The sequence below is a fragment of the Paenibacillus sp. FSL R7-277 genome (assembly GCF_000517965.1).
GTDB lineage: Bacteria > Bacillota > Bacilli > Paenibacillales > Paenibacillaceae > Paenibacillus_AQ > Paenibacillus_AQ silagei.
Window position 1 is genome coordinate 109,113 of record NZ_ASPX01000091.1, and the last position, 19,112, is coordinate 128,224.

Below are 19,112 nucleotides of genomic sequence, written 5' to 3' on the forward strand. Positions count from 1 at the left end.
TTTCAGCCGTGCTAACGGACCGTACAGCGCTTATCTCCTCTCCCATAGGCATTTTAGAGGCCAAAGTGGGCAACTAAAGGCGCTGGAGTCCGTTAGCATGCGTAAAGTGCAATTTTGGGCGAAATAAGAGCTGCCCAGTCCGTTAGCGCAAAGGCTTCCAACTTCTAGCGATTCTGCGCGTTCCATTCCCGCCACAGCAACCTAACTATTCTGCGCAAAAATCCGCAGATGCTGCGGCAGGATGCTGAAGTTGCCCGGCAAGGTGCCGCCCAGCTCGCCGTCCAGGTTCAGCTGTACGTAGCCGGGAGAGGTTACCTCCATGGCATCGGTGCGGAAATGGATAACCTTCTTGTCATTCAGGTGATCTCCACGAATGGTTAGACGCACCAGCCGGATGAACTCGGCCAGGTTGCATTTCTTAACGGCAATAACATCGAGCAAGCCGTCATCGATGCGCGCACCCGGAGCCAGCTTCTCGAAGCCGCCGACCGAATTCGTATTGGCGATCAGGAAGAGCATGAACTCGTCATGGATCATCTCCTGGCCGTTCGCGCGGATGTACAGCTCTTGCGGAGCAAGGCTGGCCATCTTCTCGATCCCCTTCAGGTAATAGGCAAGCTGACCCATCATGGTCTTCAGCTTGCTGGGAACCTCATAGGTCAGCTCCGTCAGTTGTCCCCCGCCTGCTATATTAATGAAGTAACGGTCATTGGCTTTACCGAGATCGATCAGGCGCGCTTCCTGACGCAGAATCAGGTCGCAGGCTTCCTCCCAATTCTTCGGAATGCCCATGGCCCGCGCGAAATCATTCGTCGTTCCCAGCGGCAATATGCCGAGCGGGGGAAGGTTCGGCTTCTCCGCCATCCCGTTAATCACTTCATTAAGCGTACCGTCGCCTCCGGCAGCTATGATCAGATCATAAGTGCCGCGTTCCACAGCTTGGGCTGCAGCCGCAGTAGCATCGCCCTCTCCCGTTGTTGCATGGCAGGTAGCTTCGATACCGCCCATATCCAGCCGGTCTAGAATATCGGCGAGTCGTCTTTTCATTTCTTCCCGACCAGAAGTGGGATTATAAATCAATCTCGCAGTTTTCATTACCGGAACGCCACCTGTTTATATAATGGATAACTTTACTGATTATACCCAATTCTGTACCCCACAAGCAATGTCAGGGGCCAGCTACATTACCCGCTTACGAATTAACGCTGATCCTCAAGACGCTGGAGCGCTGCTTCCACCTGCCGCTGAATCCAGCGCGGCAGCAGCGGATGCGGCAGCAGCGTCTGGCCGGAGTAGGCATAATCAAGCCCCTCCAGCCGCTGCGGAATAACCACTTTGGTGAAGTACCCCTCACTCAAAAAAAGCGGAGCCACCAGTACATCATAGCCCTGCTCCTGCCAATGCTCCACCCGGCTTCTTACACTGTCCGGGTTCAACAGCCCGTAATCAGCTGCAGCCAGCCCGCTTATCTCCCGTACCCGCGCGGCAAGTGAAGAGATGCCCTGCTCCCAGCGCTGCCGGAAGCCGTCATGCCTGCTGCCGTGTCCGACCAGCAGCACCATCTCCCGCCCGGGATGCTGCGACAGTTCCCGGAGCTTATCCCACAGCATCTGTGCAATATCGGGATCGTCATCAACCGGATATCCGTAATGAACCTTCGCGGCAACCCTGAACGGCGCAAGGTCGGTCTCCCGCTCAGGAACCGGCTTAGCGCCCAGCGCATACTCTATCTCATCGACATGCGTACTGCCGGAAGACACAAACAAGGGGATCACAATAATATCTGTGACCCCTGCATGTTCCAGCTTATCAATTCCATCTTGTATCAATCGTCCTTCTACCAGCTCAAGGAAAGCCACTGCCACCGGCAGCTCCTCCCGGAGCGTGAGATGGCTCACTGCCTCATCTACCATCGACACCCAGGCCTGATCACGGGAACCGTGACTGATTAACAATACACCCGGAACCATAAATTATCGGCCCAGACGTTCCAGCGTAAGCTTATAACCGTCATTGCCGTAGTTCAGGCAGCGCTTCACACGGGAAATTGTGGCCGTACTGGCCCCCGTCTCGGCTTCGATCTGATTATATGTAGACCCCTTGCCCAGCATCCGCGCAACCTCAAGGCGCTGTGAGAGCGATTGAATTTCGTTCACTGTGCACAGATCATCAAAGAATACATAACATTCTTCCATATTTTTCAATGTTAAAATAGCCTCAAATAATTGATCGATACTTTTATCGTTTAGCTTCTTTAGCTGCATCGCCCTATCATCCCCTAAACATTAACTTAATGTGACTATCTTGCCTCTACTATATTGTACTGGAGCACATTTTTCAAGCATTAACGGTTTCACGCTGTAAAGAGTGAAATCGATGGACAAACGTCCACCCCAGGCGCACACCATAACCAGGGTTAACCCGTCTCTACTTCCGGCTCCCAGGTTAGACCGCCTTACTCATAGTACTACAAAACCGTTCGAAATCAAGCATGGACACGGTTTCTTCACTTCCGCCTGCCGCTCTATAGGCATCTGCCCTTTTCCGCTGGTATCCCGGTTACCCGGGCATTCGTCTATACCGTCTGTTCGCCCATGACATACAGTATAGCAAACCACTAACGAAGGAATGTGATCCTATGCCTCAGCATTACTATAATCATTCCCGCCAGCAAGGCCGTTCACTGGCTGAACCTTACAATCCGTCACCTTACCCGGGACTATCTGCTTATACACCTGCCCCGCTTCCCGGAGAACCTGAGCTGCTGCCTGCTTACGGCGCTGAAGTCACCGATACGGCACTCGCACTCCCTGCTGCAGAAGCCTCTACCGCGAAGGCCGGAGGCCTGCTTGGCGGACTCGGCAATCTCGGAAGTCTGGCGAATATGGAACAGATCAAGGGCATCGTTGACCGGATGGGCGGGATTGACGGAATCGTCAACACCATGGGCAAGGTGCAGAAGGTGATGCAGGGCTTCTCACAGATGGCTCCGATGGTGAAGCTTATGATGGGCGGGTTCGGCAAAGGCAAGGGAAGCGGAGCGGGAGAGCTCGCCGCCGCAGAGGATGCAGCCCTCTATAGCCCCAAACGGCGCAAAAAAAGACGCCCCGCCGCGAAGCGCCGCAATACCACCTCCAAGAAGCGTAAATCCGGTGGGCCTTCCTCCGTTAAGCGCCGCCGTTCCTAAGCGGCGGCGTTTAACACGCTTGTTCTGTTACTTAAACCAGCCGCTCCGCCGGAACCAGCCGAACATCCCGATCCCCAGCACCAGCATAAGCAGCAGCACTGCGAAATAGCTGTATTTCCATTCCAGCTCCGGCATCACCCTGAAGTTCATTCCATAGATTCCGGCGATCAGCGTCAGCGGCATGAATACCGTGGTAATCACCGTGAGTGTCTTCATAATGGAGTTCATCCGGTTGGAGTTGAGCGAGATATAGCTGTCACGCAGGTCGGCGGTCATTTCCCGGTCAACTTCAATCATGTCAGTCAGCTTCAGCAGATGATCGTAGATATCGCCGAAGTAGACCCGCTCCTCGCCGTTACTCTGCACATGCTGCGAATTGACGATCCGGTACATCAGATCACGCATCGGCACAATCGTCCGCCGCAGCTTCAGCAGTCTTCCACGCACATTGAAGACCTGGCTCATCAGTTCTTCCACCGATTCGTTGCCGCCCTGGCTCTCCAGATCTGCGAGTTCATCCTCCAGCGTATACAGGGACGGGAAATACCTGTCGACCAGCTTGTCCATCACTGTGTAAGCAGCAGCCATCGGCCCGCCCGACCAGCCCTTGCGGCTATGAATCTCAGCTTTGACCATCTGCCACGCTTCCTCCATCTCCGGCTTGTCCTGATGATGGTAGGAGACGAGAAATTTCGGGCTGAGGAACAGGTCGATCTCTTCGGCCTCCAATGTCCGCTCATTCAGCGAATGCAGCACGAAGAACTGCACATCCTCATAATAATCCAGCTTCGGCCGCTGCAAAACATGCATACAGTCTTCAATCGCCAGCGGGTGAAAATGAAAATACGTGTCCAGCCTCAAGGTTTCTTCCTCCGTCGGCATAGCGAAATCCGCCCAGATCCAGGCATAATCATCCAAGACAATATCCTGAAGCAGCAGATCGGTCAGTATCTCGCCCGCATGCGTAACGGCAAGTGTTCGTATCATAATATAAGTCCTCCGCCCTATGTAGGCAATCCGCAGCAGAGCCGCGCTGTTCTAGTTGCTTCCTCCTATTGTACAGCATGTCTACGCAAAAAAATAACCGCCAGCCCGCTGACCAGCGCTCCGGAGGTTTCTTGGTCTTGTCTTTATAGAGTTGACGGCGCCATTTACGGCGAACGGCCCGGTCCGATTTTCCAATATATATAGCTTATCGGCCCAAGCCCTCCAGCACCTCCAGATGCAGCACCTGCAGGAATTTCTTAATATTCACCTTCACCTTGCCGCTATCTCTGCCCTGTTCAATCTCCTTCATCTTCAGGCGCACCTCTTCGAAGTCGAAATACAGCGGCGCATAATGCTCGAACTTCGGATTCCCGTAATCCGTCAGACCAATGGACGCGAGACTTGTCAGACCTGCCGCCAGTGCGCGGCGCAGACGCTGTTCGATGGCCTTGACCTCTTTGGCTGCCTCCGCAGGCACCGGTCTGTACTTGGCAGCGGTCCGCTCGTACAGCTCCTTAAGGGACGGAAGACTTCCGCTGTTCCCTTCGGCTACCGCCAGCTCCATGATCGTGATAATATCACGGCTGCCATTCTCCGAGATCATGCCCATATTCATCAGAATTGGCTGGACAATCTCCTTGACGGTACGCTTGCCAGGCGGCAGCTGCGGCAGTCCGAACTGCAGACCCTCCAGCTTACCCAGCGTCAGCTTGATCTCATCCAGATAACGGCCCATGGCGTAACGTTCATTCACTTTATATAGTACAGATTCCACTTCAATCTTGTTGATCGGCTTGCGGATGAAGAATTCAATTCCGCTCTTGTAGGCGCGGCTCACCATGTCCCCGTTCTCAATCTGCGAGATCATTACGAATTTGGAGCGGCAGCCCTGTGCCTGAAGAGAGAGGATGGTCTCAATCCCGTCCTGGTCCGGCATCAGCAGATCCATCAGCACAATGTCCGGGGTCTCGCTCAGGATCAGGGCTATCCCCTCCTGTCCGCTCTCAGCAGTACCCGTCACCTCACCAAGCCCGCTGTCCTCAATAATATGCTGCAGCATTCTTCTCGCCGACGCGTCGTCATCTACAATACAGAATGATAGCGGCATCCTCTATTCCTCCTTCCGCAGCTTAATGCTCGGCACTGTAATCTGGAACATGGCCCCACCGATATGCGATACCGGCTGAACCGTAATGCTTCCCTCGAACATATTCACAATATCCCGTACATGAGAGAGCCCGATCCCTGTGGCAGCGATGCCCTCTTCATCGAATTTCGTGGTGAAGCCCGGCTCGAACAGCAGGCCGAGGTCACGTTTCCCGATGCCTGTCCCGCTATCGTTCACTGTCAGAATCGTCATGTCGTCCTGCTCATAAGCGTTCAGATGGATGCTGCCTGTCCCTTGGATGACTTCCACCGCATTGGCGGTGAGATTGTTAAGCAGGGTCAATAGAGGAATGTAGCTGTCGGTTGTGTAATCGGAGGTGATGTGAATATGGAATTTGATCTCTTTACCTAGCATTTCTGCATATTTGGCATTGCTCTTAACCGCGAACCTCAGAATGTCCGATAACGGCATGTCCCCGTTCACCTCACGCTCCACCAGCTTCACCAGCCCTGCCAGAATCCGCTGCGAATCCTTCTTCACCTCATGGAGCTGCTGGGTAATATCCAGCACCTGCCGGCTGTAACGCCCTGTGCCTTCCCCGTCCTTCAACTTGCTGTACAGCTCGAAGCTGTTCAGCGTTACCTGCTCCAGGGTGCCTATAGACTTCTTCAGGTAGAACACTTCCCCGTACAGGCCGGAGCCGAATCCGAGCATCTGCTGGGTCCGCTCCTGCTGCTCCCGTTCCCGGATTCGCAGCTGGCTGACAGAGATACTGCTATATACCCCGGTGGTGAAATACGTACGCAGGACGGCAATCGCCATCAGGTACGTCCACTCATTCAGCCGGAAGGTAGCCGAATCCAGTACGATCAGCCGGGTCAGCAGCTCCATTTCATTCGACAGGAGATCGATCAGCGCGGCAACCGCGCCCAGCACCAGCGGATGAAACGTATCGATCCGGCTCTTGATGACACGCATCAGTGCGCCGAACACCATGTAATAGATCATTGCCGAGAAGTGGCTGCTAAGGCTCTGCTCTACCGTCAGTCCGCTTCCCTCCACCATATCCATCGCAGTCCGGAACAGCAGCACAACCACCCCGGCAGCACAACCTGTGCGGATATACGGCAGCTGCCTCATTAACAGCAGGAAGAGGAGAAAGGCGCTGCTGCCCATGGCAATCCGGAAGATATCTCCGTCAAACGGGTTGATCTTGAATTCTCCGGCTACCGCAGTAACGGCGGCCACCAGCAGAATCTGTACCGCCTTCATTCTCAGAATTGATTGTCCCATCGCCACTGCTCCTGCCTTGAGAGGTTGACAACTATAGTATCATAGCCGCACTGGCTTGAATATGGCTTAATCCTCATTCGGCTAAGGTTATACCGCTCTATGCTCAAGCCTTCTGGACAGCAGCGACAGCAGGTAATTGACGACAAAATAAATCAGGGCAACCAGCGCCAGCGTAGGGATGGCATAGCTATAGCTGTGGCCGATGACAATATTGGCATTATGCATCAGCTCCGGCAAAGATATCACAACGGCGAGTGATGTATCCTTCAGCAGGGAGATGAACTGGCTCACCAGTGGCGGAACCATCCGCCGCAGCCCCTGGGGAAGCACGATATGCCATAAGGTCTGTACACTGCTGAGACCGGAGGAACGCGCCGCCTCAATCTGTCCCTTGTCGATCGACATTAAGCCGCCGCGGACAATCTCGGCAATCATCGCCGCTTCGAAGATGGTTAATGCTGCAATGGCTGCAGTAATCAGTCCGAGCTTGATCCCGACCTCCGGCAAGGCAAAGCGGATGAAGAAGATGATCAGCAGCAGCGGCAGATTACGGATCAGCTCCACCAGGTAGAACATGACCGGAGACAGCACCGGTACATCCGAATAACGGATGACGCCAATAATACAGCCGATGATAAAGCTCAGGAAGATCGATACAAAAGCAACGATCAGCGTCACATACAATCCGTCCAGCAGAAACTTCAGATTATCGGCAGAGTATGCCCCTATGAAATCCATAATATCCCTCCTTTAGCTTCAGATGTCCTTTTATGATGCTTCTTAATATTTGCGCTGCAGCCGGCGCTCCCAGATCCGCACGCCGTAGCTTAGCGGAAGCGTAAGCACCAGATAGAGTACCGCTACGAAAATGTAGGTGTCGAAGGTACGGTAAGTCTCAGTAGAGATCCCGTCGGCGAAGTACATCAGATCAAGACCGGCCACCAGAGTCAGTACTGAGGAGTTCTTAATCAGGTTAATGAACTGGTTGCCAAGCGGCGGGATCACCAGCTTGATCGCCTGCGGCAGAATGATATGCAGCATGGTCTGTATGTAGCTGAGACCGGAGGAACGTGCCGCCTCCATCTGTCCCTTGGGCACGGCCATAATTCCGGCACGGATCGCTTCGGCGATGAAGGCCGAGGTATATACGGCGAGTCCAATGGTTCCTGCCTTGAAGCCGTCCAGTGTGAAGCCCAGAGCGGAAGGCCCGTAATAGAAAATATACACAACCAGCAGCAGCGGGATGTTGCGGATGAACTCCACATACACCGCGCCGAACCAGCGCAGACCCTTGACTGAAGTCATGCGGAAGACGGCAACGACCGCACCGATCAGGAAGCTGCCGATCAGGGCCAGCACACTGGATAGCAGCGTACCATAGAAGCCTTCCATATACAGTCCGAAGTACCTCGTTAATATTGAGAAATCCATCAATGTTCACCTGCCTTTACCTGTAGATGAGTTCGTTCCTGCCCGGCATGACCGCCGTTTCTACAAACAAGTAGAAACGGCGTTGCCCTCCTTGGAAAAGGCGGTACCGTTTCTACGAGAATTTCGTGTGAAACCCGTTTATGCGTTCTTACCTTGAGGGAAGAAAGCTCTTGCTTGGAACAGGCTTATTTAGCCGGAGCTTTACCAATCCACTTCGTATAGATGGCATCATACTCCCCATTCGCCTTCAGTTCAGCCAGTGTATTATTAATCGCCTTAACTAAATCCGCGTTGCCTTTCTGGACCGCAATGCCGTAAGGCTCATCGGTAAACGGCTTCCCTACCACCTCGAAGCCGGGGTCCTGTGAGGCCATTCCGTACAGAATTGCATCATCGGTAGTGAGCGCATCACCCTGTCCCGCCTTAAGCGCACTGAAGGCATCCTGGTAGTTATCGAATTCGAGCACGGTTACGCCCGGCACCTTCTCTTTGATATTCTTGATCGAGGTTGCCCCCTTGGAACCGAGGATCTTCGTATCCTTCGTAACGCTCTCAAGGCCTGTAATCGGGCTGCCCTTCTTCACCAGCAGGGACTGGCCGGCCTGGAAATAGACGTCAGAGAAATCGACTTCCTTCTTGCGGTCCTCCGTAATGGTCATGGTAGCCACCACCATATCGATCTCGCCGTTATTCAGCATCGGGATACGTGTCTTGGAGGTGACCTCCTTCAGCTCGATGGCATTCTCGTCACCGAGAATTTTCTTAGCAATGGCCTTGGAGATATCGATGTCGAAGCCTTCCACATTGCCGGAGGCCGGGTCCTTCAGGCCGAACAGGCGGGTATCGAACTTCACGCCGACGAGCAGCTTGCCGCGCTCCTTGATCTTGGCAATGGCCGCGGAGTCAGCGGCTGCTCCTCCGGCAGCGTTGCCGCCTGCCGCATTGTCGTTCTTGCCCTTGTTGTTGCCGCACCCGGCAATGACCAGCATGGCCGCAATCATCAGCACACTTAACACCTTGAAGCTCTTGGACATTTTCATTTCGTTTCCTCCCCGGATTCCTATATATTTAGTTTAGTGGCTTAATACACGGCTGAGAAAAGTACGCGTCCGCTCTTCCTTCGGGCTGGCGAAGAAGGCTTCCGGCTCCGCCTCTTCCACGATCTGCCCCTGATCCATGAAGATGACCCGGTCCGCCACCTCGCGGGCGAAGCCCATCTCATGGGTCACAACGACCATCGTCATGCCCTCGCGGGCCAGGGCGCGCATGACATCCAGCACCTCTCCGACCATCTCCGGGTCCAACGCCGAGGTCGGCTCGTCGAACAGCATAATCTTCGGCTTCATCGCCAGCCCCCGGGCAATCGCCACCCGCTGCTGCTGTCCGCCGGATAGCTGGGAAGGATAGGACTCTGCCTTGTCGGCAATGCCGACCTTCTCCAAATAATACATTGCGGTCTTCTCCGCTTCCGCTTTGCTTAAGCCCAGCACCTTGACCGGGGCCAGCGTGATATTATCTATGACTTTTTTGTGCGGGTACAGGTTGAAGTGCTGGAAGACCATTCCGATCTCTTTGCGCAGGGTATTGATATCTGTCTTGCGTTCGTTTACAGTTATACCGTCCACGGTTAATCCGCCGCTCGTGATCGTCTCCAGACGGTTAATGCAGCGCAGCATCGTGCTCTTGCCGGAGCCGGAAGGACCAACTACAACAACGACTTCCCCTTCCTGAACATGCAGATCAATGCCCTTCAGTACATGGAATTGTCCGTAATGTTTGTCTACCTGATGAAAGTCGATCAATGGCTAGGCCTCCTTTGTCTATTCGGGTGTTTGTCAGCAATGGTAACACTTAAAACAAACCTTACTTCAGAGACTACCAAATCCTACATAATACTACGCAAAATTCATTTCTCATATGTTATTTTCTTTTAATTATGTGATGTATTTCATTTTCTTTTTATGCCTATTAACATTTTTTATCAGTTTCGTGTAGCCTTTTGTGACATTCCTCTCTTGAAAAATCAAATAACCTCCGCTTAGGCCGAGGCTTACCGCTGAACGCAAAAAAAGATGTCCTAAAGCCATCCATGGCTTCTGCGACATCTTGTCCAGGCAATCTATTCTATTCCAGCCCTAGAAGAAGAGCTTGAAGATCACTCCCGCCAGCAAGGCGCTGATCGGAATCGTAATGAACCAGGTAACCACGATCCGTCCGGCTACTCCCCATTTGACAGCAGAGAAGCGCTTGGCTGAACCTACACCCAGAATCGATGAGGTGATCGCGTGGGTTGTACTTACCGGCAGATGCAGCAGCGTAGCCGTGAAAATAACAGAGGCTGCCGAAATATCCGCCGCGAAGCCGTTGATCGGCTCGATTTTGAAAATCTTCGTGCCCATCGTCTTAATAATCTTCCAGCCGCCGATCGACGTTCCGAGTGCCATGGATGTAGCCGCTGCAATCTTAACCCAGAGCGGAACCTCCATCGTATCCAGCCGTCCCGAGGTGACGAGGGCAAAGGTAATGATCCCCATCGCCTTCTGCGCGTCATTCGTACCATGGGTGAAGGATTGCAGTGCGGCCGTCACGATCTGCATCGAACGGAAGCCCTTGTTGACCGTGTGCGGACTCTTCTTCGCGAAGATCCACTTCAGAATCGTCATCACAATATACCCGATTACAAAAGCGATCAGCGGGGAGAAAATCAGCCCCTCTACGATCTCAATGAACCCGCTCCATTTGATATGCTCTGTACCTGCCCCGACATAGACCGCCCCGGCTAACGCACCGATAAGCGCATGGGAGGAGGACGAAGGAATACCCAGCCACCAGGTCACAAGATTCCAGATAATTGCCGCAATGAGCGTCGCTGTGACAATGTCTATCCCGTTGTCCAGCAGGGTCGGATCGGTAATGCTGCCCCCGATCTTCTTCGCCACGCCGGTGAACATCAAGGCGCCGATAAAGTTCATCGAAGCGGCCAGCATGATGGCTGTACGCGGCTTCAGCGCACGGGTTGAGACAGAGGTAGCAATCGCATTGGCAGTATCATGGAAGCCGTTGATAAAGTCGAACGCCAGCGCAAGAAAGATAACAAAAGCTAGTACATATATAGATGTATCCATATTTGAGGCCCCTTATGAGTTACGCATGATGATCGATTCCAGCATGTTGGCTACGTCTTCACATTTATCCGTGGTGGTCTCGAGCCGCTCATACAATTCTTTGCGCTTAATCAGCTCAATCGGGTCCTTCACAGTCTCGAACAGGGCCTTGGTGCAGATACGCAGGACTTCGTCGCCCTGGTTCTCCAGATCATTCAGACGGATGGTGTATTCGCGGATCGCCAGCAGCTTCTTCTGGGAGAGCAAATGAACCGCCTTCTGGATCTCGTATGCACTCTGGCGGAGAATCTCTGCGAACTGGACAATATACTCATCCGCATCCAGCAGGTTATACATATAGAAACGCGAGGCAGAAGCCTCCAGACCATCAATGACATCGTCCATGCTTGTAATCAGATCCATGATGTCGTCCCGCTCCAGCGGCGTAATGAACGTCTTGTTCAATTCCTTGATGACAGTGTGTGTGTAGGTATCGCACTGGGATTCGTATTTCTTCATCTCCCCGGCGAAGTTCTCCACATTGCCCTGGAGAGTCGAGATATTCTGAGCGAAATAATCCGCCGCCTGAACAATGGTGTCAGCCATGTTTTCCAGCGTCTCAAAGAATATATCCTTTTTTCTGAGCCTCATTAGCTTTATACCCCTTTACATGAAATTGCCGTAAAAAAATGCAGCCATCCAAATGTAAATGCATGAAAATGAATGACAACCCTTGTTATCTTATCATATCGACAGAAGGGATAGAAGACAAAAAAACGAACTTTTTTACACTATAATAACAATTCCCTGCAACTTACGAAAATAATCATCCGAACATTCAATCTCCAGCCGGAATTAGGGGGATGCAGGCGCCTGCGCGTATTCGAGATGACTGCTGAACGAAGGACTGTTCGGAACGATCAGAATATGGGTAATCCCCGGGAACATCAGCGCCTCCTTGCCGTCCTTCTTCACGAACCGGATGACGTCTCCGGGGCTGCGCGACCACTTGCCTTTCATCGCTACACCGCGCTGTAACAGCACTGCTTCTCCCCCCAGCTCCGTATCCACCTGCAGCCGGCCGACATCGTCCAGCACCTTATGGTCCGAACCCATCACGATGATGTTTGCCGCTTCCACCGGACGGTTATTATTCAGATCGAGATGCGGCTTGCCGTTCACCCAGCGGGCGTATGTGCGCTGCTCTGCGTTATAATGGTACCCTACATTGTAGCTCTTCAGCAGGAAGTTCACACCCAGCGCAAGCGCCGGGGTGCCCTCCACTGGAATATAATCCGGATCATTGAAAAGAAAACCAGGGACCTTCACGCTCTCCGCATAGCCCAGCTTCACTGCCCCCTCCCGCAGCTTGGCGGCATTGCTGTACAGGTTATGCGGGGCCTTGCGTTCCTTGTCCCGCCAGAAGTAGGCCCCCGCGCGGCCGATTTCGTCCATATCCGCCTTCTTCTGCCGTTGCAGAATGGCATAGGCATCCGGACTGCCTCCGGCATGCACCGTTATGCCGCCATAGCTCTCGCCGATATCCAGCAGGTAAGGGCGGATACTGCGGATCGGCCCAATCTTCACCACCCCGGCATGACTCTGAAAGATACCGATCAGCCGGGTAATTCCGCCTTCGGCCAGCACCTCGTACAGAATATCCGCCTCGCTGATCCCGGACTGCGGGCGGGCCGCCGGGGCATTATTGATCATGACCGCGAGCGGCCGGGGCAGGCTCTCCTCCTCAACCGGCAGGCCTGTTAAGCCGGAGACTGCTATTGCCGGGGCTGGCGTTGCTGTCGGCGAAGGCTGCGGAACTTCGGTCGGCTGCGGCTGCGCCGTAGGCGCTACCACCCGCACGGGCACAGGCGTTGCCTGCTCTTCCCCACAGGCAGAGAGCAGCACGGCGGCAAGGACCAGAGCAGATACAGGACGGGATACATAACGGTTCATCGATATAGACACGTTGTTCCTCCTAATCGTAAGTTACAGCTTGCTTCTCTCGATTCTCTTCTATGAAACTCGCTTCCTTTATTTAATCATAGCTGGCAGAGTTTGTCTTGAGTCAAGTGGAAACGGCAGCACAAAAAGAGTACAGCCCTTATAGCAGCTGTACCCTCTATTCATTCCTATATTAATCAAACATCCAGCAGTTCAGGCTGAGCGTACCGTATTGGTAGGCCTGAATCATTAACTGTGCCGCTCTGCCTTCATCGGCTGCACCCATTACGTAGAAGAGCGGGATGAAATGTTCCTTGCCGTAGGTTGGTACGGCCTCCCTCACATGCGGAGCTTGCTTCTCATACGCATACAGGGAGGGAAGATCCCAGGCCGCAAGCCGCTCTGCAATCCACCCGTCGAAGTCAAGCGCCCATTGCTCCGGCTGATCCTTCTGCTTCAGCAGCCTGAGGTTATGCACCAGACCGCCGCTGCCGATCAGGAGGACACCTTCCTCACGCAGCGGAGCAAGCATCCGTCCGATGTTGTACTGCTCCTCAGGCGAGCGGAGCGAATCCACGGATAAGGCCACGACCGGAATATCCGCCTGCGGGAACATGGTCCTCAGGATGACCCAGGCACCATGATCCAGCCCACGGCCCAGCACGGGCTGATGGGGCAGATTACTATCCTTGAACAGTTCCGAAATACGGCGGCTGAGTGCGGGATCACCTGGAGCAGGATAACTCAGCTGATACATCTCTTCCGGGAACCCGTAGAAATCGTGCTGCGTTTCATGCTGTGCGTCCACTGTGATCAGCTGCTCGGGACTATCCCAATGAGCTGAGAAGATCACAATGCCCCGGGGCTTCCCCAGATCCGAACCCAGCCGCTGCAAGAAACGCGTATAGTCGTTATCCTCAAGTACCAGCAGCGGGGAGCCATGCGCAATGAAAAAGGCCGGTAATTTCATAGGGTAAGAGCCTCCATTTCCGGTATGGTCTTCCCCTTTATTTTACAGCTAATTCCCAGCCATTGCGAGTGCCGTTACTGCTCCTATATCATCCAGTTCTGCCATTCCTCCTGCAGATGCTCCTGCTGGTTCATCCAATCCCGGGTACGCTTCAGCACCTGCTCCTGCGCCGGACCCGAAGAGAAGGTATGATCGCCCTGGAAAATAATCTCCTTGTCGCACCGTCCTTCCGGTCGGGTCCAGAACAGCTTCTGGTAGAGGAAAGCATAATCTACAGGAATCACATCATCGGAGGTTCCGTGGATGACCAGCACATCGCCGCTGAACTTCCCGGCTTCCTGGAACGGCTGGAAGGCAGCCAGGGAATTGAAGTATACCGGAGTGAACGAATAGCCGGCGTAATCTGCTGAACCGCTCTTCACCGACCGGTCGAAGGCATCCCTGCCGACAATCTTGACGATATCATTGAAGGGATAACCGACAGCTGACCACAGTACAAGGTTCTTCACCCGCCGGTCACGGACACCGGTCAGCAGCGCCACCGCACCGCCCAGACTGTGTCCGATCAGTGTTACACGCTGCGGGTCCACATCGGCCGAGCTGATGCCGTAATCCAGCACCGCCCGGGTCTGCCCGATCATCGATTCCATATCTTCGCTACCGTAATCACCGCTGCTCTCCCCGCAGCCCGCATAATCGAAGCGGATTACCATATAGCCATCCTGCGCCAGCTCACGGGCTGCCTTGACGAAGATCCGGTCGACACCGATCCGGCTGCCCACGAAGCCATGGCAGATCACTGCAAGCGGCACCCGGTTCTTGCACCGTCCTGTCCCTGCCCGGTCTGCGGCCGGATAATGTATGCTCGCTGTCAATTCCTCTCCGTTATGCCGGATGATGATATTCCGTTCCATTGCGGCGTCCTCCCCTGAATGGCTGATTTATTTTAAATTATAATAATTCCGATTAACTTAGTATGATTAATATCTCTATTATAATATCTGTGCTAATTTGTTGTCAATACGCATGAAGCCCGCAGCTTACGTCAGCCCTACCGGAGAAAAGGCCCCTTCCACTCCCGCAGGAGCAAAAGAGGCCCATACCCGCTTAGGCATCACTCAGTCATAGCTGTCGTGAAACATGTCGTGCGTCTCCTGCCGGCCTTCCCAATCCCCGAGCCCGTTCTCCTGGCCCTGCCCCGCAGCATCCCATAGGCTGAAGCCGTCAGAATTGCCCCAGTCCCCCACATCATTAGTCGGTACAGGCGCGGTGCCGTCGTTCACAGCCTTGCCGGGTTCCTGCTTGTTCTCCTGTTCCATAACGCTCCCTGCCTTCCCTCTAGCTATAGTTGGTGAAGCCACCACCTCTTCAGTGTTTACTCTTCCAAAAGGATTATTCAGACCTTCGTGAACGAACGTTGTCCTTGCACACGGCTGGTGCACAAACGTATACTCTAGGTTGAAGGTATCCTGATCACTCAATGCTGGAGGTATAGGTCCACACTATGAAAGTCAAAGCTATGATTAAGCAGAACAACCTGCTGCGGGAGCAGATGACGCCGTCTAACCGCTCTTATTACGAAGATATGATTCTGGCGATGCGCGCCAGTTCAGTAGATGCTGTACGTGCAGAGGAGCTGCTGCTGGAGGCGGCTGAGCTGCTGCTGAAGGGACAAGCCAAGGGCAAGAATGCCAAGCAGATTTTTGGCGAGAAGCCCGGTGATTATTTCAAGGACGTGATGGACAGTGTCCCGCCGCGCACACCGCGCAGCCGGCTGAAGAACTCTATGATGATCTCCTGGTCCGCTCTGACCCTGCTGTTCGGGACGCTGGGCATTGCCGGCCTGATTACACAGTGGAGCGGCGGTCCGCAAGAACTCTTCGGCCAGCTCAGCCTGTTCACGCTGGTCGTCGTCGGCGCAGGCTCCATCCTGCTGGTTGAGCTGATTATGAAATGGATGGCCTCCCTGTCGGAGGATGACAGTCCGAAGCCCAAGACCTTCGACATTAAGGCCCTGGGCATCTACATCGGAATTGCTGTGATTGCGGTATTCGCCGGCATATTCCTCGATAATCTGTTCCCGGTGATTCCGATCTCGCCCTGGGTCAGTCTGGCGCTGGCCGCTGCCGGAGGGCTGGGGCTGAAATTCATATTCTTCCCATCTTAGAGCCTGTAACCCACATCCATTCCACACAGGAGGAGACTCGAATGAAAAAGCATGCCGTTCTATCCGCCGCAATCGCCCTGCTCATAGGGCTTCAGGCAGGCGCAGCCGTCCCGGCCGGTGCCGAAGGCAGCGGAAGCAGCCGGACAGGCACTTCCGGTGCAGCTGCAAGCGCTAAGACTGCCAGCCATGCAGAAGCGGTCTATAAGGGCGCGCTGCCGCTGCTGTCCAGCGGTAACCTGCCGGGTACCATTGCCTATATGAAGACGAAGCTATACGCAGTCACTCCTTATCAGGCGACTGTATTGACGCTGAAGCTGGAGAACCTGCATAAGGCGCTGCTGCCCTCCTGGGAGAAGAAATTCAGCAGCAGCGAGGTCCAGCGGAAGCTCCTCACCGTCTACAGAGGGGGAGTCAGCATGGAGAAGCTGGCTGAGAGTACGGATAACGCCGCCTTGCGCGCCCTGCTGCAAAATGCGGGAGAGAGCGGATACAAGCTGGATACTGCCGAGGGCAGCTTTTACCCGGTGATTGATTATGCGGCTTACCGCAAATATAAGCCTTATGTAACGGAGGATATCAGCAGTTATATTTCCATTATGGCGGCTGAATCAGATCTGCCTTCTTCCAAGGATAACGGGCTGATCATTGCTTGGGGCGAGGTAGCCGACCGTGCGCTGACCCAGGAGCAATTCATCCAGACCTATCCCACATCCAACCGGGTACAGGCCGTCAAGAAGCTGTATAACCAGTATGCTGTGAACACCTTCTACGGCCAGAATAACACCCCGCTCTTCCATTACGATAATCTGGAGATGGATCTGGAGGCGCAGAAGGCCTACACCAGCATCCTGGCCAAGAACAGCAGTACCAGTGCTTTCCTGCAGAAGCTTGACGGCTTCATGAAGCTGATGAAGAGTAACGGCTACCTGCTGGACGATGCAGCGGAGCAGTATCTGAAGACCGAGGTGCCTCAGCCGTAGGCGGTTCAATTAAATACCATACAACGTGAAATAGCCCCGTCCAGACTTTGCTGGGCGGGGCTTACTTTGTCTATATGCAGCTACTCGCCGCACCTCAGATCAGCATACTGAACAGATTAACATCCTTGTTAATCTCCACGTAATCGACGCCCTTCTGCTTCATCCGCTCAATCAGCGGGGCGTAGGCCTCGGTGGACATCAGCTCAATGCCGACCAAGGCCGGGCCGTTCTCCTTCTCATTCTTCTTCGTGTACTCGAACCGGGTAATATCATCGTCCGGTCCGACCACCTCGGTCAGGAACTCGCGCAGGGCACCCGCGCGTTGCGGGAAGTTGACCATGAAGTAATGCTTAAGGCCCTCATAGATCAGGGAACGTTCCTTGATCTCCTGCATCCGGTCAATATCGTTGTTGCCGCCGCTGACGATGCAGACCACGCTTTTGCCGCGGATCTGATCACGGTACATGTCCAGTGCAGCAATGGGGAGGGAACCGGCAGGCTCCACCACAATGGCATTCTCATTATACAGCTCCAGAATAGTGGTACACGCCTTGCCCTCCGGCACCTTCACCACATCATCCAGAAGCTTCGAGCAGATATCGAAGGTCAGACCGCCGACACGCTTCACCGCCGCGCCATCCACGAACTTGTTGATCTCCTTCAGGGTGATGACCTCACCGCTCTGCATGGCCTCACTCATCGAAGCCGCGCCGCTGGGCTCCACACCAATAACCTTGGTTGCCGGACTCACCGTCTTGATATAGGTGGCTACACCGGCTGCCAGCCCGCCGCCGCCGATGGTGACGAATACGAAGTCCGCAGGCTTGTCCAGGCTCTCCATCACCTCCATGGCAATGGTTCCGTTGCCGGCAATAATACGCGGCTCATCGAACGGGTGAATCAGGGTCATGCTATAGTCAATGCAAGCCTGCAGCGCTTCATCATAAGCATCATCGAAGGTATCCCCCTTCAGAATCACCTCAACGAATTCGCCGCCGAAGCGCCGGACCTGCTTAATCTTCTGATTAGGAGTAGTGCTCGGCATGAATATCTTGCCTTTGATGCCTAGTGCCTTGCAGGAATACGCCACGCCCTGGGCATGATTTCCCGCACTGGCGCAGACGATGCCCTTGGCTCTGTCTTCGTCAGACAGACTGCGGATCATATTATAGGCTCCCCGGATTTTGAAGGAGCGTACAATCTGCAGATCCTCACGTTTCAAGTATACATTACAGCCGTATTTGGCCGACAATACCGCATCCAGCTGGAGCGGCGTACGGACGATAACCTCCCGCAGCACATGGTGTGCGCGTACAATATCTTCCATTCCTACGATCCGGTTTTCGCCTTCTCTCATGTTTTCCCCGCCTCACTGTCTCTTTCTTATCGTTTCGCTTCTTGTAACATACTCTTCCAAGGACTTTTTTTCAACCCTTGTCCTCTCCACACAATATAGCATCCACTGAGAGTGGAATCACACTCTATATGATGCATGTCAGTGCCTCCATCCGCACACCCACTCTATCTCATTAACTACATCAAGCTGCACAATAGACAGATTACCTAGCCGAAGGAGTCACGCTGGAGTTGAGTAGACTTGCGGTGTAAGCCTGCGGCTGCACAGCCTAGTTACTGCGCATTCAATGGGATTTTTCCTTTTAATTTGCTCACACAGCCTACTTCTGGCGCATTTAATGGGATTTTTCCCCTTAAGTTGCTCACACAGCCCACTTCTGGCGTATATAATGGGATTTTTCCCCTTAAGTTGCTCACACAGCCCACTTCTGGCGTATATAATGGGATTTTCCCCCTTAAGTTGCTCACACAGCCCACTTCTGGCGCATTCAATGGGATTTTTCCCTTCCCTTCCCTTCCCTTCCCCCCCCATTCATCCCACAAACACAAAACGGCCCTGTCATCCATCGGCAGGACCGCCTACACTAC

At 53.8% G+C, this 19,112-nt stretch carries 21 protein-coding genes; 3 read left to right on the forward strand and 18 right to left on the reverse strand.

Features of this window, described 5'->3' with window-relative positions:
- Nucleotides 1–201: 201 nt before the first annotated feature.
- From C173_RS26820 to C173_RS26830, 3 genes are all read right to left on the reverse strand, one after another.
- Complete coding sequence (locus tag C173_RS26820) at nucleotides 202–1,095, reverse strand: diacylglycerol kinase (RefSeq protein WP_036730895.1); 894 nt, start codon at nucleotides 1,093–1,095, stop codon at nucleotides 202–204.
- 104 nt (nucleotides 1,096–1,199) lie between these two features.
- A complete protein-coding gene (locus C173_RS26825) occupies nucleotides 1,200–1,970 on the reverse strand; it encodes a sirohydrochlorin chelatase (protein WP_036730897.1) in 771 nt (256 codons plus the stop codon).
- A gap of 3 nt (nucleotides 1,971–1,973) precedes the next feature.
- Entirely contained in the window at nucleotides 1,974–2,264 is a 291-nt protein-coding gene (locus tag C173_RS26830) for a YerC/YecD family TrpR-related protein (protein ID WP_019913624.1), read from the reverse strand.
- 374 nt (nucleotides 2,265–2,638) lie between these two features.
- On the opposite strand from C173_RS26830, the gene C173_RS26835 reads away from it, so the two are divergent.
- Nucleotides 2,639–3,187, forward strand: coding sequence for a hypothetical protein (locus C173_RS26835; RefSeq protein WP_036730899.1), 549 nt, complete (start codon nucleotides 2,639–2,641; stop codon nucleotides 3,185–3,187).
- A 27-nt stretch (nucleotides 3,188–3,214) separates the two neighbouring features.
- On the opposite strand, the gene corA is transcribed toward C173_RS26835, so the two are convergent.
- The 13 genes from corA to C173_RS26900 form a co-directional block, all read right to left on the reverse strand.
- Nucleotides 3,215–4,174: a magnesium/cobalt transporter CorA gene (gene corA, locus C173_RS26840; protein ID WP_036730901.1), complete on the reverse strand. Its 960-nt coding sequence runs from the start codon at nucleotides 4,172–4,174 to the stop codon at nucleotides 3,215–3,217.
- A 205-nt stretch (nucleotides 4,175–4,379) separates the two neighbouring features.
- Nucleotides 4,380–5,282 (reverse strand): response regulator, encoded by a 903-nt coding sequence (locus tag C173_RS26845; protein ID WP_036730902.1) that lies wholly within the window; start codon nucleotides 5,280–5,282, stop codon nucleotides 4,380–4,382.
- Between the two features lie 3 nt (nucleotides 5,283–5,285).
- Nucleotides 5,286–6,575, reverse strand: a complete 1,290-nt coding sequence (locus C173_RS26850) for an ATP-binding protein (protein ID WP_036730903.1) — start codon at nucleotides 6,573–6,575, stop codon at nucleotides 5,286–5,288.
- Nucleotides 6,576–6,662: 87 nt separating this feature from the next.
- Entirely contained in the window at nucleotides 6,663–7,313 is a 651-nt protein-coding gene (locus C173_RS26855) for an amino acid ABC transporter permease (protein WP_036730904.1), read from the reverse strand.
- Between the two features lie 42 nt (nucleotides 7,314–7,355).
- Nucleotides 7,356–8,006, reverse strand: a complete 651-nt coding sequence (locus C173_RS26860) for an amino acid ABC transporter permease (RefSeq protein WP_155991657.1) — start codon at nucleotides 8,004–8,006, stop codon at nucleotides 7,356–7,358.
- Nucleotides 8,007–8,191: 185 nt separating this feature from the next.
- The gene (locus tag C173_RS26865) at nucleotides 8,192–9,046 is read right to left on the reverse strand and encodes a glutamate ABC transporter substrate-binding protein (RefSeq protein ID WP_036730906.1); all 855 of its coding nucleotides are present in this window, start codon (nucleotides 9,044–9,046) and stop codon (nucleotides 8,192–8,194) included.
- A gap of 33 nt (nucleotides 9,047–9,079) precedes the next feature.
- Nucleotides 9,080–9,808, reverse strand: coding sequence for an amino acid ABC transporter ATP-binding protein (locus tag C173_RS26870; protein ID WP_036693252.1), 729 nt, complete (start codon nucleotides 9,806–9,808; stop codon nucleotides 9,080–9,082).
- 333 nt (nucleotides 9,809–10,141) lie between these two features.
- On the reverse strand, nucleotides 10,142–11,131 hold the full coding sequence (locus tag C173_RS26875) for an inorganic phosphate transporter (protein WP_036730908.1): 990 nt from the start codon (nucleotides 11,129–11,131) through the stop codon (nucleotides 10,142–10,144).
- Between the two features lie 12 nt (nucleotides 11,132–11,143).
- Nucleotides 11,144–11,761 (reverse strand): DUF47 domain-containing protein, encoded by a 618-nt coding sequence (locus C173_RS26880; protein WP_036730910.1) that lies wholly within the window; start codon nucleotides 11,759–11,761, stop codon nucleotides 11,144–11,146.
- A 204-nt stretch (nucleotides 11,762–11,965) separates the two neighbouring features.
- On the reverse strand, nucleotides 11,966–13,075 hold the full coding sequence (locus tag C173_RS26885) for a DUF3048 domain-containing protein (RefSeq protein WP_327196499.1): 1,110 nt from the start codon (nucleotides 13,073–13,075) through the stop codon (nucleotides 11,966–11,968).
- 169 nt (nucleotides 13,076–13,244) lie between these two features.
- Nucleotides 13,245–14,021: a DODA-type extradiol aromatic ring-opening family dioxygenase gene (locus C173_RS26890; protein ID WP_036730914.1), complete on the reverse strand. Its 777-nt coding sequence runs from the start codon at nucleotides 14,019–14,021 to the stop codon at nucleotides 13,245–13,247.
- Between the two features lie 83 nt (nucleotides 14,022–14,104).
- Complete coding sequence (locus tag C173_RS26895) at nucleotides 14,105–14,935, reverse strand: alpha/beta hydrolase family protein (RefSeq protein WP_036730916.1); 831 nt, start codon at nucleotides 14,933–14,935, stop codon at nucleotides 14,105–14,107.
- A 204-nt stretch (nucleotides 14,936–15,139) separates the two neighbouring features.
- A complete protein-coding gene (locus C173_RS26900; RefSeq protein WP_036730918.1) occupies nucleotides 15,140–15,340 on the reverse strand; it encodes a hypothetical protein in 201 nt (66 codons plus the stop codon).
- A gap of 185 nt (nucleotides 15,341–15,525) precedes the next feature.
- Between C173_RS26900 and C173_RS26905 the strand changes: the two genes are divergently transcribed.
- Both C173_RS26905 and C173_RS26910 read left to right on the forward strand, forming a co-directional pair.
- Nucleotides 15,526–16,188: a DUF1129 family protein gene (locus C173_RS26905; RefSeq protein WP_036730920.1), complete on the forward strand. Its 663-nt coding sequence runs from the start codon at nucleotides 15,526–15,528 to the stop codon at nucleotides 16,186–16,188.
- Between the two features lie 41 nt (nucleotides 16,189–16,229).
- Nucleotides 16,230–17,168 (forward strand): hypothetical protein, encoded by a 939-nt coding sequence (locus tag C173_RS26910; RefSeq protein ID WP_051478463.1) that lies wholly within the window; start codon nucleotides 16,230–16,232, stop codon nucleotides 17,166–17,168.
- A gap of 94 nt (nucleotides 17,169–17,262) precedes the next feature.
- Here C173_RS26910 and ilvA read toward each other — a convergent pair whose 3' ends face one another.
- Entirely contained in the window at nucleotides 17,263–18,525 is a 1,263-nt protein-coding gene (gene ilvA, locus C173_RS26915; RefSeq protein ID WP_036730922.1) for a threonine ammonia-lyase IlvA, read from the reverse strand.
- A 272-nt stretch (nucleotides 18,526–18,797) separates the two neighbouring features.
- Nucleotides 18,798–19,016: a hypothetical protein gene (locus C173_RS26920; RefSeq protein ID WP_235192037.1), complete on the reverse strand. Its 219-nt coding sequence runs from the start codon at nucleotides 19,014–19,016 to the stop codon at nucleotides 18,798–18,800.
- Between the last annotated feature and the right edge of the window lie 96 nt (nucleotides 19,017–19,112).